A 14,872-nucleotide genomic window follows, 5' to 3' on the forward strand; every position below is an offset into this window, starting at 1 on the left:
AGTCCTATAGGTTGCCGTTAAAGGCTTGGTGTAGGAGGGATTGTTTTAGTTCGTCGAGGGCTGCGAGTTTTTGCTGGTAGATAGATTCGAGATGCTGGGTTTCTTCATGTAAATCGTCAAATATGGATACAATTTCTTTCTGGCTACTTAATGGCGGGAACGGGAAATATTGGCTTTCAAAAGTCGCCAGGTTTATGTTATCTTGCGCGCTTCCTTTTCCCAGAAGCTGCAAGCGAGATTTGAAACTAGTAAGCAGATATTCTATATATTTATTGGTGGATATTTTTTCGTTGGCGACTAGTCCAATAATGCTATCTGGGAAGCAAGCGTCAAAATCTAGGATGCCTGTCTCCGCAATGTTTGCTGCAATGGTTATGCAAAGAGTTCCTTTAGGCCAAAGTTTGCTCTGCGCCAGACCTGCATCGTTATAAGTTTGATCGTAAGAAGTGATTAGATGGCTTGAGTTGCGCACGTCTCCAGTTTGAATGAATGGAAAGCTTCCGCCGTAAAGCTTAGGATCGTTACGGGGCCGATGTTTTGATTTTCCACGTCCAAATTCCATGGCCACATCACCTAACCGCCGATCCACCCACCCCTCACCCCGCTGCGAAAACACCGCATTCAGATGGCTCTCAAAGATCTCACGGGCATTCTGGAGATTCTTCTCGATGTTCGCTTTTGCGGTTGCTATGCCTTCAAAGGCTTTGTCGAGGATGGCGACGATGCGGCGCTGTTCGGGGAGGGGTGGAATCGGAATAGGATAATCTTCAATAAAGTCCTTTGTGATTCGCTTATGGCCTACAGCTCCGGCCATTCTGCTAGCACCTTCGTTTCGGAACGATTGCCGTGACAGGTAGTAATATAGCCATTCGGCATCAAGCTGTTCGTTTGCTCGAAACACAATGTATTCACTGGAGCCAAACCCGATATTATTAATTAAATCTGATGCGATACCCAGTTTTCCATTCTCAAAACAAGGCGTAATTTTGGCTAACAGAACATCGCCATTAGAAAAATAGGTATAGCTTCCTACCACGTCACTCATGGTTCTAGTCTGGTTAGTGATCAGATACTTCTGATCTATCCCTAAGGTTTCCATAGGTGCAAACGATACTAAAAAATCGGCATTCTGGCCCTTGCGAGCCTCTGACTTCGGTGGTTTTATAAGGCACATTTCTTTGAGAGGTTTGACCTCCCACCCCTCCCTCACAGCAGCCCCCGAATAGCCGCCAGCACCTCAGCACTCTCGGCATCCAGTGCGGCAATCTCATCCAGAATCTCTTCCGGGCTGCGCAGCACCTTCTCATCACCGCCATTGGGATTCTTGGCCGACAGGTCATACGTGCGAGTGTCGATGCCGGACACGTCTACGGTCCATGACTGCGGCGAGTCGGCTTTGGTCTTCTGCAGTGCGACAAACTCCGCCAGATCGTTGTCATTGAGGGGATTCGTCTTCCCCATGTTCCGTCCGGGGTTGAGCTGGTAGTACCAGACCTTTCGGGTCGGCGCGCCCTTATCAAAGAACAGCACCACGGTTTTTACTCCCGCCCCCTGAAAGGTCCCGCCTGGCAGATCCAAGACGGTATGTAGGTTGCAATCTTCCAGCAGCAGTTTGCGCAGACTGACTGAGGCATTGTCCGTATTGCTCAGGAAGGTGTTTTTAATGACCACACCGGCCCGTCCACCAGCTTTCAGCGTACGGATAAAGTGCTGCAGAAATAGAAAAGCCGTCTCGCCGGTCTTGATGGGGAAGTTCTGCTGAACCTCTTTGCGTTCCTTGCCACCGAAGGGCGGATTCGCCAGCACCACATCCACCCGGTCTTTCGGCTGGATATCCATGAGATTTTCGGCCAGGGTGTTGGTATGGACGATGTTCGGCGCATCAATGCCATGCAGAATCATGTTCATGATGGCGATGACGTAGGCTAGGCTCTTTTTCTCTTTGCCGTAGAAGGTACGCTCCTGCAGCGTCTGCATATCGCTGGTGGTCAGTCCCGGCTGGGCCTTGAGATAGTCGAAGGCTTCACAGAGAAAACCCGCAGAGCCCACGGCGCCGTCGTAAATCTTCTCGCCGACCTTGGGCGCCACCACCTGCACAATCGCCCGAATCAGGGGGCGGGGCGTGTAGTATTCGCCGCCGTTACGACCGGCATTCCCCATGTTCTTGATCTTGGCTTCGTAGAGGTGCGATAGCTCATGCTTCTCCGTCTGGGACCGGAAGCGCAGACCATCAATGATCTCCACGATCTCCCGCAGGTTGTAGCCACTTTGAATCTTATTTTTGATCTCGCTGAAGATCTCACCGATCTTGTACTCGATGGTGTTGGAACCAGTAGCACGACGCTTGAAGCCTGACAGATACGGAAACAGCCGGATATTCACAAAGTCCCGGAGGTCGTCCCCGGACATGGCCTTGTGGTGGTCCATCCTGCCATCTGCCGTTTTGGGCGCCGCCCAATGCTCCCAGCGGAAGGCATCCTCCAGGATGAAGGTGTAGGGACGACCTTCCAACTCCGCCTCCATGGCCCGGTCCTGCTCCAGGGCATCCAGATATTTTAAAAACAGTAGCCAGGAGGTCTGTTCGGTGTAATCGAGTTCGCTGGAGGAGCCTGCGTCTTTATGGAGGATGTCATCGATATTCTTGAAGGCCTGCTCAAACATGCGTCTCTCTTGCGATCAGTAGTTGTTATAGATTGTGGCTTGAATATAAGGCATTGAAGGCACGGCGGGAAGGAGCGCGGCGTGGGACTGAACTGCCTTCTATTCGGATGACGTCGGCGAGTACGCGCAGCCAAGTTCGGTAGCCAGAGCCATGAGACGTTTGTCGCGGGACCATAAATTGGCCTGCACGAGCATGGCGGAGGCTAGGATACTCGCGTCAATATAGCCTATACCGCGTCCCATCAGTCCATGACGCCCAATGAAAAACAGGGTTTCTTCTGGAGAGGTGGCGGTGCATCGGGGTAAACATGAGAGCAGATATAAGGTCTGTTGCCGATTTTTGAGATTCCCGCAAGCGATTTCTCCGATGATGAAATCGTGCGTTTGCACCATGGCATGATCAAGCAGAGTAGAGAGGTGTGCATCTCCAGAGCGGAAATGGTCGATCCAGACGGAGGTATCGACCAGAATCAAGCGGCAGGCTCTCGTCTGCGGGGAATGTTCTGTAACTGCGGTTCTGTTCCACCCAAGCGAGCGAGGCGACGGGCACTTTCCCGTTCAATCAAAGCACGCAGGGCCTCTTTTAAGAGGGCACCACGGTCTTCTACGCCACAGAGCGTTTTGGCTTGGGCCAGGAGCTCATCATCCAGGTTGATTGTCGTTCGCATAAGATGGACCTCACCATGGCATCACATGATGTTATTTTAGATGTTTGGTGTTGGTTTGTCATGGGCTCGGTGCGCATATTCGGACGATGATTTCTATGTTGTGTAGCGACAGCCGTCGGTCGCAGCGCCGACCGATCCGGCTTTCAGCCGTAACCTGAGGCCGCCGTCTTTTAGCCGGTGGAGTATTCACTAGAGAGGGGAGGGGAAGGGAGGGGAGTGGAACGGAACGCAAGATAAAGAAGGGGGTAACGTGCAGGCATCCTGCGCAATATCAACGCGTTGGCAACGCTCCTCGCTGGATCAAAGCACTGACCAAGTTCGGCTTCATCACCTCCGCCACCACCGGGAGCGTTCTTTACAGCAGTAAGAGCACCGCCACCGCCGGGTGCACCGCCACCTCCGCCACCACCAGGAGGGCCTCCTGAATTTTTTGGCGGACCACCTCCAGGCCCTCCGGGTGGACCACCTCCGCCACCATGAACTCTGCCGCTCCGATTCCCCCGATGAATCGGAGCGTTCTGTTAAGCCACGCCACGAAACGGCGTCGGCTTGGTCGGATTGTTCATGTGAGGGAGACGGGGTTACGGGCACAGAAGCTCCTGGCCTGTGAGGGCCATTTTACGGGATCTGAAAGCGGCTATGCAGGATCCGGCAGAAATCCGAACTGGACCAGCTTAGGATGACGAAGCCATTCTGACAGATACAGGTGGAAAGCGTCTGGAGCACGCAGTTCCCAGATGAACCCTGCGGGAAGCTATGCATTCCTCTCTGCTGCGTATTTCCGTCTGCCCCGGTGAAAGGCCGCACACCCCGCCAAGGGGCTGTCTGTAAGATTTGCCAGTCCCCGCCAACATGGTAAATTGCAGCCATGACTAATGTTCACCCATTTCCCAAAGAACGCATCGGCAAATCTGCAAAAGCCAATCGCAAGGAACGCGGCCTTGCAGGCGGTTACCCCGCATTTCATCTGCCGGATATAAATAACGAGCCTGTGGATGTACTCATGGCGGTTATTCAGGCGGGTGGCCTGTATCTTACCCCCACGGCGGAACGCCCTGCCGATGACCTGCCAACGACCCACCTGCTGCGCACTATCGACGGCCTCAATGCGCTGACGGACGCGGCTAACGTGCTCATTGATTACGCCATGCGTCATCCAGCGGAATTTTCCCAGGAAGATGCGGACAGTCTGGCCCGGCGAGGCGAACATGCCCACAAAGTGATGCACAAGCTCGATGAGATGCTGCCGTCGGACGATTTCATCATGACCATAGACAGCTACGGTCCTGACCTGATGGCGGAATACGCCACCAACGCGGCCATCATTGTTGTCGGTGCCTTTGCCCTGGATATCATGGCGCACTACGACGAATCGTTCATCCAGACCGGCAAGGACAAGCGCAAAGCCATATTCAGAGATTTTCAGGGGGCCTATCAGGAAGCCCAGGATGAATGTTTGTCCCGTTCAGAAGGGCATGAATTTCTGATCAAAGAATTGACATCGGCGCAACGTGCCCTAAAAAAGCTACTGAAGGAACCATGACTATTACCAAGAAAGATCTGGCAAATCATTTGTGGGAAGTGGGCGGTTGGACCCATCCGCAAGCCGAGCAATTTGTGGATGCCTTCTTTGAACACATGCGTGCCGCTATCATCACAGAGTCGGAACTCAAGTTATCGGGATTCGGTAGATTTACCGTGCGGGCTAAATCGTCGCGCCCTGGCCGCAATCCAAAAACCGGACAACCATACGAAATCAAAGCCCGTCGAGTGGTGACATTCAGCGCAAGTGTTCAGTTGCGCACGAAATCTAATCAGATTTTGCCGTATTCTCGGCGTCTACGTCATAAAACCCCTCAGTAGCCGCTTGCGAATTGGAATGGCATTCCTTAAAGTGGGGCGCACCCTTTCCTTTTGTTGAGGTCCATCATGAACAAATTAGAATTTGTCGCTGCCCTGGCGCAACATGGGGCCATGTCCAAGGTGGACGCCGAGAAAGTGTTTCAGGTCTTCCGGCATACGCTGGAAACAGAGTTGCCGACAGCCGGGAAGATCGTCTTTCCGGGTTTCTGCACTTTTGAGGTTGCAGAAAAGCCAGCCCGTAAGGGTCGTAATCCGGCGACAGGCCAGGAAATCGACATTCCCGCGAAGAAGAGCATCAAGTTCAAGGCGGGGAAAGAATTTGCGGATAAAGTGAATAGCTAAAGGATCTCATCATGGAAGCAACCAAAAAGTATGTTCGTCGTACTGCCGAGCAACGTCTGGCGGATTTGGAAAAGCAGCAAGCCGAAATTATGGAACGTCAGAGTGCCGCGCTTGCCAAGATTGAGGAAGAAAAGAAAAAACTGATGCAATCCCCATCCAGCCGCAAGAAAAATCTGGAACAAGAAAAACGCTTTGCGCGCGCTGCATCGACTCTCGCACCAGATTGGGATTTCCGGCATTACATAGCAGCCATTGAAAAAGCCTTGATCGATGATGCCGAAGCGCTGTTGGCGCGTGGTGAAGCTTTGCTGGCAGAGCATGGTAAGGGTAAGCGTGGACGGCGGCCCAAGAACGGATAGGTCCGACTATGACGGTTACCAGACAGGAATTGATGGATTACCTGGTGGATACCTTCGGTTTCAGCCATAAGGGATGCGCGGAATTGGTTGCCAGTTTTTTCTCAAGACCGGGGCGCAACCCCGGAACTGGCGTGCCATGTGAAATTACTGCGTGTCGCGTGGTCACTTTCAAGGCCCGCCCCAAATTGCGGCAACGATGTAACCCACACGTTCAGGATGCGGAAGCATAGGTGGACCATGGGTCAAAAGTCATTATACCGGACATCAACGGCTGTCCCAGTAGACAGATCGTTCGTGTGATTGGCCCCGTGTATGGCCGGGTGTCCGATCCCACAACATTGTCGGCAATTTCCTTAGCGGCGTCCGCGCCATCTTTGCCGGCAAGCAATGTCACGGGTCGGCAATATGGCGCCATTACGCCGACTACGGTGTGGCGCCATATTGCCGATCCGTGACAGCCGCCCCCTATCGTCAACGATCCGCCGTTCTGATCTGAGAAATCGCTCTCTCCGAGCCATGCCGCCCCGTTCACAAAATTGGGCTGCGTGGCCTTTTTATGCCGCCGTTTGCCCCTCATGTAACTTGACCAGAGAACCATCAATTTGGCTGACCACATTCAAGTTTGGCGTTATAACTCACACAGCTTCGAATCATGCGCGATCGCAAATACCTATTTTCTGGTGCCGACTGGTTCTCAGTCGAGCGCAACCAACTACAAAAGATGTCCGTGGAAATTGCGGGTGTAAACGGCGAGCGCCTGCTCAATACGCGGTTGATGATCTAGCACGGTTCTTCGAGTCAAAGTTCCAAGTAGAAGTACCTACGCTCGTCATGCATCGAGGGGCTGATCAGTCGCCAGTGCCACCAATACCGGCCTGAGCGTGTCATCGAGCGTGGCCCGGTGTTGGCCCTTGGCCTCGCGCTTGTAGTCGCGTTTGAACGCGGAGGAACGGTCAATCGTCCGCATGCAAATCCGCCATCAGACCGTTCACGCTAGTGAACTTCTTGCCTTTGCCCGCTTCCAGCTCGGCAATGGCCTTCTTGGTGGTGGCGTTGGGCACCTTCACGTGGAAAGGCATGCGTTGTTCGTCGGCGATGCGCAGCATCAGCAGACGGATGGCGTCGGAAACCGACAGCCCCATTGCTTCAAGCGCGCTGGCGGTCCGCTCCTTGGTGTTGGTGTCAATGCGGGCGCGGACGTAGGTGTCAGTGGTAGTGCTCATGGTAATTGTCTAGGAATGCTCAGGTTACACCGTGGGCAATTTTAGCTGTGTGGCATGAGTTTTGTGTTCCAGAACTTTTAATACGGCATAGTCCGTTTTTACCCCGGCATCTGTTTGCCATTGCGTGACCCGGACGCGGCAAATCAAAACGTCCGATTTTGCAAAAGATTCCTTATCGGAGTTCACTCGAAGAAGGAATTCTGTATCCTCAATAGACACAAATACGGTCGCCTGCCCATCATACAGTCTCCACTTGTTGCCTTCTTGAAACGCCAGATTAGCGATAGAGAAAGCCTGTGTTCGCTCTTCAGAGAACAAAATCTCATCCGTGGCTGGTGGAGTAACAAAGTATCCACGCTCCTTTTTGCTAACAGTGACATCGACAGATTCATCCCGGCCTAACGCTATAGTCTCAATGCCATCACAGTTCAGGGGATCCAATGCTTTTTCGAGCTTTTCCCGAAATTCGCGGTGCTGAAGCAAAATAAGAGTATATTCTTCGATTTCAAGCTGATCCTCATCTTCCGTGATGAGAATTCGTTTGTTCCCGTGAATATCTATCCTGTGAATTTTTCGTCCGCGCAACCATTTCAGAGCAGCGATGGCGCCACCGCCAAAAGCCCCCAACCCCAGGAGTACTGCTGTCGCGTTGGCCAGCCCTTGCCCGTCCTTACCGGAAAACCAGTCTATCGTTGACTGGAGCACACCGGATGTCAAAGTAAGGTCTACACCAAAACTGCCGGTCTTGAACGATGCCTTGACGTTTACCACCATTTTGCTCTTCGGGCCAAATAGTGCCTGACTGGCAGCATCACAAGCGTCTGCCAGAGAGAGCAGCGCGGGAGCCAGATCCCGCACATCCATTTCGTGCGTATCCAAGGCTGGACCATCGTAGGTAATCCGAAAATGTTCAGTGCTCATCGAAATTTTTGTCCGATCTGAAGCTGCTCCTAGGGTAGCACCATCTGCTCAGATTTTCTTCCGCCAGGTCGTGCGCTTCTTGGCAAATTTGTTCTCAGTCCCAACTATGCTTTGCGGGTGCTGAATTTTTCGCCATGCGCAGAGCACGAAGTCCCGACTACAGCCCTGGCTTAGTCGCGGGAGGATTCACTGTCCGCATGCTCCGATACCCGCCCTGTGCATGATCTATACCCTCCCATCAGCCTTCACGGGAGTATCGCCATGCCGGGTCACCTGATCCTTGTCCGTCCGCATACGTCGTTGCTGGACGGCCCTGTCATTGCCCGTTACCTGCATCAGATGGGTGGACATTGCGGCTACCTGTTCGCCGTCGATCCAGATTATGCCCGCCACCCTTTCTGGCGAAGGGCGCTGACTTGGTATGGCCGGGTCCACGGCCACCAGCGCATGGTCGCCCTTGACCAACGATCGCCCATGGCGCTTCGGGTGATTCTGCGCACCCTGGAGGCGGGCCACGGCGTAGTGCTGTTCCCGCAGGGAACAGGCATTTCCAGGCCGGGCAGACCAGACATGCCTGGAGCCTCCTGGCTGGCCCGAAAATCCCGATGCCTGATCACGGAGATTTGCCTGGTTCACACCCTCGGGATCCCTCAAGTGGCGTATCAGGGGCGTGAGCGCCGCGCCACTCCTGAGCCATGCCCAGTCACTGGTCTGCCCTGTGCGCACGGGGATCAGCCTGAAGGCGGGTCTTGATAGACAAGCGACATGGCAGATTCTATTATGTGTATAGAAACCCTACACAACTGTCTGGTTCGCGTGCACATGAAACGACTGGATCTGCTGAATCGCCTATCCGCCCTGGAACAGAAGGGGCTTGTCGTCTATTCCAGACGAGACCTGGAGAAGATTTTTCCGGAAGAGGATGAGAAAGCGCTGGAGAAGAGCTTGCAACGCATGTGCCAGGACAACCTTCTGGTTCGCGCCGCTCGCGGCATCTACGTTTTTGGTCCAGCTGTGCCGCGTCACCGGGGCTGGCTGATCGAGCGGATCGCGCAGGCCCTGCGCCCGGGAGATTTCAATTACGTTTCTCTGGAAAGTATTCTCTCGGAATATGGTGTGATCTCACAGATTCCTGTGGATCGCTTGACGGTAATGACCACAGGCGCGAAAGGACTCCACAAGACCCCCTTTGGGGCTATTGAATTCACGCACACCAAGCGCACTATTCCGGATCTTCTGGAAAGAACATTAGTCGTCAAGGGGCGTCCATTGCGTATTGCCAGAAAGCAGGCTGCCATCCAGGATCTCCATCGTGTAGGACGGAACATAGACTTGATTGATCGGGACGAGGTGGATGATGAATAAAGAAGATTTTGCGCAATATGTAGATGTGGCCATGCGGGGTGACGGGCTGGGTTTTTTGCGTCCTGTGGTGGAGAAGGAATTGCTGCACTATGAGATTTTTAGCGCATTGGACGAAGAGGGGCTGTTAAAGGATCTGGTGTTTCAGGGGGGAACCTCTCTGCGTCTATGTTATGGCTCTGAGCGATTCAGTGAAGACCTTGACTTTGCGGGTGGAAAGAATTTTTCCGCCCGGAGTATGGCCGCCGTCAAAGGCTGCATTGTCGGGAAGATTGGCAAGCGCTTTGACCTGGATATCACGGTCCGGGAGCCCAGGGATGCTCCATTTGATGGGACAGTGCGGGTAGATAAATGGATGGTCACGATCCAGACCAGTCCGGATCGTCCGGACGTACCACGGCAAAAGATCAAACTGGAAATTGCCAACGTACCGGCCTATTCCAGGGATATTCTTCCATTGCGGATTAACTATTCCGTTCTGGAGGGGCGTAGTCAACCTTTGGTGGCGGTCGAGTCCAGGGATGAGATTCTGGCGGACAAGCTGATTGCACTTCCTGCTTCCATTTCCAGAATGATTGGCCAGGAGATGGAGTTGACCCCATCGCGGATCAGGCATCGGGATATTTGGGATATCGCGTGGTTATCTGGTCAGGGAGCGCAGTTGGATACCCAACTGGTCAGAAGGAAAATCTCGGATTATGGATTGGATGAATTCCCCCAGTTTTTGGATCGCGCCATTGCTGCGATTCCCGTGATTGCTGGTGGAGAGGGGTTCCGTGCGCAGATGGCGCGATTCCTGCCGCAAACACAACATGACAGGATGTTTGGCAAGGAGGGGTATGAGAAATATTTCGAGAATACGGTCAGCGGATTGCTATCCAGTCTGCGGAAGGATCTGGAATTTGATCTCAAAAAAGTCCAGCAGGTGCTGCCAGGGAAGAAAAAACGTGGGCCGAAGTTATAAGGCATCCTGATTTTAAGGCACAGCAGAGCAACTGCGTCTCTATGCCGGGCAGGACGCTGCTCGGCCCGATAAAGCTATACCACGATCGCCCGATCTATACCCTCCAGTCGAAGATTGACTGCGCTGGAGAGTACGATGCCCGTCCCCGCCTCACCCCGTTCTGGGAACAACACTGAAAAGAAAGACCATCGTCTTGAGCTTGCCGACAGACTGATTGAACAGATCGAACAGGGCACGGCGCGATGGCAGCGCCCCTGGAAGGCTGGAGAGATCCTTGCGCCCGTGAATGGGGTGACCGGAAAGCCCTACCGTGGGGTGAATTACGAAAACCTGATGGCCTTGTCGCCGGACCCCTCTGATCCCCGCTGGTGTACCTACAAACAGGCCCAGGAGCAGGGCTGGCAGGTGCGCCAGGGTGCTTCCGGCTTGCCGCTGGAAGTCTGGAAGGAATACGAGCACAAGCGCACAGAGGAAGAAATCCAGCGATTGGAGAAACAGGGTGTGACAGATCCCGAGCCGACGGAGCGCCGGTTGGGTGTCCGGTATTACACCGTGTTTCACGCCTCGCAGATGGACGGCATCCCGCCTCTGGAGCGCCAGGAGCCGGACCTGAAACTGGAGGGCAAGCCGGATGTGCGGTTGCCAAAGCTGGCCGAGCGCCTGGGCGTGGAATTGCGGTACGGCGGCGGCCGGGCGTTTTATCGTCCGTCGGAGGACCGGGTGCAGATGCCTCCCGTGGAATCTTTCGAGCAGGCTGTGGGGCATGACACCACCCTCCTGCACGAGCTGTCCCATGCCACAGGTCATGAGAGACGACTGAACCGCGATCTGAAAAACTCCTTCGGCAGTGAGAAGTACGCCATCGAGGAGTTGCGGGCGGAGATGTCGGCGGCCATGACCGCCGCGAGTCTGGGAATTGGCTTTGATCCTGCTTCCCAGGACCTGGAAGAGGGCCGGGAGCTGGGCAATTCCGCAGCCTACCTCGCTTCATGGCTCAAAGCCCTGCCGGAGAAAGAGTGCAAGCAGATCCTGATGCAGGCCATCAAAGATGCCCAGGGGATCAGCGACTATCTGATCGAACGGACGCCGGAATTGCAGGTGGAGCAGGAGCGACCAGCCCTCTCCCGTGGCGATTACGTCCGATACAGGAATGAGATTGGGCAAGAGGTTGAGGGTGTGGTGCTTGACGCCGCCCAGCCCGGCGAAGCGACGCGACTGAGGCGCATCTACCGGTGGCCCAACGGCACTCCCGGCCTGGACGGGGCGGACCACATCGTGCCCACGGTACTGCCTAACGACCTGGTGGAACACATCCCGGGCGCTGGCACCCCCGGTCCGGATCTGGACGCCATCGATCCGCAGACCGATGCGTACCAACGCACCATGGGCATGGACGATTCGCGCGATCGGGCGGGCCGCGCCGTGCTCATGGCGGTCGAAACCGCGCGCGGGCAGTCGGAGCGGGCGGCGGCCCTGCAGGCGGCGGCCCTGCAGGCGGCGGCCCTACAGGCGTCAGCCTTGCCGGAACGCGCCCTGGACCCGGAGCTGATCGCGTTTCTTGAAAACCGCAACCGCGCCCGGCAAGGCGAACACCCGAACTTTGCCGGACTGAGCGATCCCGTCGCCAATGCCGAAGCCTTCGTGGAGCGGCAAGGCCGTACCGATCCCCAGCGTTCCGCGCAATGGGCCAGAGCGCTTCAGGAAAGCCCGGTGGCTTATGGCGATGCTGTGGGCCTCAGTCCGGCCACGGCGGGTCTCGTTGCTACTCAGCTGAATGTGGGGGTGCAGCGCATGGAACGACCCCAGGTCGGCGATCTCGTTCGTTTTGAACCGCATGAACCGGGTGTGACATCCAGTCCCTTCTCAGGACGGATCATCGCGGCCCTGGATACCTCTGGCGGCGATATCCGCTATCACCTGCGGGCGGAGACGGGGCCAGATCAGGGTATGGAGGCCCGTGTCTATGGTCGAGACGGACAGTTCCGCGAGATCGCTCTGGAGCAGGCCGTGGGATTCGACCGGGCTCTCGCTCCAGAGGCAGAGAAAACCCCCCAGATGAAGGAACAGGCGCTTCAGGAGTACCAGGCGTTTTACGCCCAGTTGCCACAGCGGGAAGAGAAACTGGTGACGGCGGTCCGCGAGCGCTCCGAGCGTCTGGCTCCGGCGGATTTTCGGGGCTTCTCCGACATGATGCGGGATTTCCGCACAGGCGTGGACGATACCTTTGGGATCCTCGGGGAGGGAGAAAACCGGGGAGCGTCGGCCCCGGAGTTGCGCCTGGCGCAGGCATTTACTCCGGAAGAGATCCCCGATCTGCCCGCCGTCCAAACCGCCCATGACCAGGCAAGACGGCTTGGCGAGCGATTTCACGATCTGGACCGGGAAATCCGGGACACTTTCAAGGCACGGCTCAGGGAGCATGGCAAGGCACTGCTGGAGTCCGGCAGCCTGCGCGAACCCCGGGAAATCGCGCAGGCGACCTACTGGAAGCACGGGATTGAGGCAAGTCCGGACAGCCCGATGATCGGAAAAGTGGTCGGGGCGATTCAGGACAAGGATCTCAACACCCTGCTGGGAATGATTGGCCACAACAGCCAAAACCCGGGATCGGAAGAGGTATTTACGCACATGACGGGTGTAAAACTGGGCAAGACCCAAAAAGAACGGGTCGCACAGTTGCTGGAGTGGGCCGGTCCTGAAAAGGCGCAGGCCCTGCGGGAAAGCAATGCGCTGGCGGAGCGGGAACGGAAAGCTCGGGGCTTGCGAGATGGCGTGGTCGGCGCCTGGGCGGATCTGAAGGGCCTGCGCGTGGATGTCGGTGGCCAGGTGGTGAATGGACAGGAGTATGTGACGCTGAAAGTCGCAGGCGGCCAGGATCGCATTGCTTCTGGCAAGGAGGGTGCGGCAACCACGTACCATCTGGTCAATGACCGGGGCGAGTATTCCCGCGTCAAGGACGTGCGGTTCACGGCCTTTGCCAAGCGGGTTTTGGCCATGGACGCCGATGGCATGGTGCGTAACGCCCTGGAGAAGGCGGGCATTGTGCAAGGGATTGCGCCGGAAGCTCCCGGGAAGAACGCCTACGAGCAAAAAATCGAGGCGCGCAAGGAACGGTATCTTGCCCTTTCTGAAAAGACCCGGGCGCGGGCGAAAGCCCGCATGGAGCAGGCCAGGCGCATGGCGGACGCCATCCCTTTTGGTCAGCCGATCCTGGTTGGCCACCACAGCGAAAAACGCGATCGAAAGTTTCGTGAGCGTATCCACCAGAACTTTGGCAAAGGCTTCGACCTGCTGGAGAAGGCAGCGTATTACGAACGCCGCGCTAAAGGCGTCAACGACTACGCCATCAGCGCGGACGATCCGGATGCCGTGAAAAAACTCAGGGAACGGGTGGAGAATCTGAAGTCTTCCCAGGAGCGCATGAAGGCGGCGAACGCCGCCATCCGCAAACATCAGAAGGATGGCCCCGAGGCGCAGCAGGCGGCCCTGGAGCATCTGGGGTTCCAGCCGGACCGGGCAAAAGCCATTTTGACCCCGGATGTCATGGGGACCGTGGGTTTTGCGTCGTACTCCCTCAGCAACAATAACGCCAACATCCGGTGGCTGGAAGAGCGTATTCAGATCCTGGAAAAGGCCCAGGCCCTGGAGGACCGTGAGACACCGTATGCCTGGGGAACGGTTCGGGAGAACAGGGAGATCAACCGCATCCAGTTCCGGTTCGAGGATAAGCCTAACGAAGAGGTCCGCAATCTCATGAAGTCGAGCGGCTTTCGGTGGGCGCCTTCCGAGGGCGCCTGGCAACGGCAGTGGACGGGCAATGCCGTATATGCCGCGCGGGATGTCATCAAAAAGCTGGACGCGCTGATGCCGCACGAGCAGGTGGCAACCGTGCAGGTGGCAGCCGCGCCGGATTCCGCTCCCAGGCTCGACAACGCCCCCGCCCCGAAAGGTCATGCAGTGAATCCATCTGATGCTATCCGCGACCCCAGTGCCGCGCTGGTTGCGGCCATCAAGGACCGCGACGGCGACTGGTACCACCTTTCCGTGCAGGAAAGGAACGGTCTGCTGGCAGGCACTATTCAGCGTCGTCACTCCGGAACGGCGGAGTACGAGAAGGCACCGTTGCTGTTCCAGCCGACGAGACTGGGTGGATTGCAAGCGGAGTCCGGATTTGCGAATGGCCAGAAGATCCTCGTGGATCTGGAGTCATCGGAACCGTCGGAACAGCAGCGCCTGGCCCAGGTGAATGTCCGGGTTTTCGAGCGCGGCATCAACGAGCGGGGGGCGCTGGCACTGAACCAGATCCATGAATATCCGGGACATCTGAGGGCCAATGAAGCGCTCCAGAAAATCCCGGACCACCGGGAGGGCAAGGTCATCGAACAGGCTTTGGGCGTGGACCCGAAAATGCTCGATCCCCTGCCGGCGCGGGAAGCCTACAAGTCCCCCGCCAGACTGCAGGAGAGACAGAAGCAGCAGGGCGTGGAGTTCTAGGACATAAAGCGTATG

At 56.1% G+C, this 14,872-nt stretch carries 17 protein-coding genes; 9 read left to right on the plus strand and 8 right to left on the minus strand.

From position 1 onward, the window contains the following. Positions 1–4 precede the first annotated feature (4 nt). The 5 genes from AFERRID_RS11935 to AFERRID_RS16025 form a co-directional block, all read right to left on the minus strand. The gene (locus AFERRID_RS11935) at positions 5–1,210 is read right to left on the minus strand and encodes a restriction endonuclease subunit S (RefSeq protein ID WP_126605278.1); all 1,206 of its coding nucleotides are present in this window, start codon (positions 1,208–1,210) and stop codon (positions 5–7) included. Further along, positions 1,207–2,661 (minus strand): type I restriction-modification system subunit M, encoded by a 1,455-nt coding sequence (locus AFERRID_RS11940; RefSeq protein WP_126605279.1) that lies wholly within the window; start codon positions 2,659–2,661, stop codon positions 1,207–1,209. Before AFERRID_RS11940 ends, AFERRID_RS11935 begins: the two co-directional genes overlap by 4 nt. A gap of 99 nt (positions 2,662–2,760) precedes the next feature. Further along, complete coding sequence (locus tag AFERRID_RS11945) at positions 2,761–3,135, minus strand: type II toxin-antitoxin system VapC family toxin (RefSeq protein WP_126605280.1); 375 nt, start codon at positions 3,133–3,135, stop codon at positions 2,761–2,763. Then, on the minus strand, positions 3,132–3,329 hold the full coding sequence (locus tag AFERRID_RS11950; protein ID WP_012536620.1) for a type II toxin-antitoxin system VapB family antitoxin: 198 nt from the start codon (positions 3,327–3,329) through the stop codon (positions 3,132–3,134). The genes AFERRID_RS11945 and AFERRID_RS11950 overlap by 4 nt, the downstream gene beginning before the upstream one ends. A 355-nt stretch (positions 3,330–3,684) precedes the next feature. After that, complete coding sequence (locus AFERRID_RS16025; protein WP_264318063.1) at positions 3,685–3,807, minus strand: hypothetical protein; 123 nt, start codon at positions 3,805–3,807, stop codon at positions 3,685–3,687. Between the two features lie 390 nt (positions 3,808–4,197). Between AFERRID_RS16025 and AFERRID_RS11955 the strand changes: the two genes are divergently transcribed. The 5 genes from AFERRID_RS11955 (at position 4,198) to AFERRID_RS11975 (ending at position 6,123) form a co-directional block, all read left to right on the plus strand. After that, positions 4,198–4,872, plus strand: a complete 675-nt coding sequence (locus tag AFERRID_RS11955) for a hypothetical protein (protein WP_126605281.1) — start codon at positions 4,198–4,200, stop codon at positions 4,870–4,872. Continuing rightward, positions 4,869–5,192: an integration host factor subunit alpha gene (locus tag AFERRID_RS11960; protein ID WP_126605282.1), complete on the plus strand. Its 324-nt coding sequence runs from the start codon at positions 4,869–4,871 to the stop codon at positions 5,190–5,192. Before AFERRID_RS11955 ends, AFERRID_RS11960 begins: the two co-directional genes overlap by 4 nt. A gap of 66 nt (positions 5,193–5,258) precedes the next feature. Then, the gene (locus AFERRID_RS11965; protein ID WP_126605283.1) at positions 5,259–5,534 is read left to right on the plus strand and encodes an HU family DNA-binding protein; all 276 of its coding nucleotides are present in this window, start codon (positions 5,259–5,261) and stop codon (positions 5,532–5,534) included. A gap of 11 nt (positions 5,535–5,545) precedes the next feature. Then, complete coding sequence (locus AFERRID_RS11970) at positions 5,546–5,893, plus strand: hypothetical protein (protein ID WP_126605284.1); 348 nt, start codon at positions 5,546–5,548, stop codon at positions 5,891–5,893. 32 nt (positions 5,894–5,925) lie between these two features. After that, complete coding sequence (locus tag AFERRID_RS11975) at positions 5,926–6,123, plus strand: HU family DNA-binding protein (RefSeq protein WP_329394548.1); 198 nt, start codon at positions 5,926–5,928, stop codon at positions 6,121–6,123. Positions 6,124–6,722: 599 nt separating this feature from the next. On the opposite strand, the gene AFERRID_RS11985 is transcribed toward AFERRID_RS11975, so the two are convergent. Genes AFERRID_RS11985 through AFERRID_RS11995 form a run of 3 tightly spaced genes read right to left on the minus strand, consistent with a single transcriptional unit; the run spans position 6,723 to position 8,037 of the window. After that, complete coding sequence (locus AFERRID_RS11985; RefSeq protein ID WP_318253106.1) at positions 6,723–6,860, minus strand: type II toxin-antitoxin system RelE/ParE family toxin; 138 nt, start codon at positions 6,858–6,860, stop codon at positions 6,723–6,725. Further along, complete coding sequence (locus tag AFERRID_RS11990) at positions 6,847–7,116, minus strand: type II toxin-antitoxin system RelB/DinJ family antitoxin (protein ID WP_126605285.1); 270 nt, start codon at positions 7,114–7,116, stop codon at positions 6,847–6,849. The genes AFERRID_RS11985 and AFERRID_RS11990 overlap by 14 nt, the downstream gene beginning before the upstream one ends. Positions 7,117–7,140: 24 nt before the next feature. Beyond that, complete coding sequence (locus tag AFERRID_RS11995) at positions 7,141–8,037, minus strand: hypothetical protein (protein ID WP_126605286.1); 897 nt, start codon at positions 8,035–8,037, stop codon at positions 7,141–7,143. Positions 8,038–8,298: 261 nt separating this feature from the next. Here AFERRID_RS11995 and AFERRID_RS12000 point away from each other — a divergent pair, with 261 nt between their 5' ends. The 4 genes from AFERRID_RS12000 (at position 8,299) to AFERRID_RS12015 (ending at position 14,857) form a co-directional block, all read left to right on the plus strand. Then, complete coding sequence (locus AFERRID_RS12000; RefSeq protein ID WP_126605287.1) at positions 8,299–8,790, plus strand: lysophospholipid acyltransferase family protein; 492 nt, start codon at positions 8,299–8,301, stop codon at positions 8,788–8,790. 69 nt (positions 8,791–8,859) lie between these two features. Then, positions 8,860–9,402 carry a type IV toxin-antitoxin system AbiEi family antitoxin gene (gene abiEi, locus AFERRID_RS12005; RefSeq protein ID WP_041838684.1) on the plus strand — a complete coding sequence of 181 codons (543 nt, stop codon included), beginning with the start codon at positions 8,860–8,862 and terminating at the stop codon, positions 9,400–9,402. Further along, positions 9,392–10,363: a nucleotidyl transferase AbiEii/AbiGii toxin family protein gene (locus tag AFERRID_RS12010; RefSeq protein WP_126605288.1), complete on the plus strand. Its 972-nt coding sequence runs from the start codon at positions 9,392–9,394 to the stop codon at positions 10,361–10,363. The genes abiEi and AFERRID_RS12010 overlap by 11 nt, the downstream gene beginning before the upstream one ends. A gap of 135 nt (positions 10,364–10,498) precedes the next feature. Further along, positions 10,499–14,857, plus strand: a complete 4,359-nt coding sequence (locus AFERRID_RS12015; protein WP_126605289.1) for a DUF3560 domain-containing protein — start codon at positions 10,499–10,501, stop codon at positions 14,855–14,857. The last annotated feature ends 15 nt before the right edge of the window (positions 14,858–14,872 follow it).

The organism is Acidithiobacillus ferridurans (genome assembly GCF_003966655.1).
Classification (GTDB): domain Bacteria; phylum Pseudomonadota; class Gammaproteobacteria; order Acidithiobacillales; family Acidithiobacillaceae; genus Acidithiobacillus; species Acidithiobacillus ferridurans.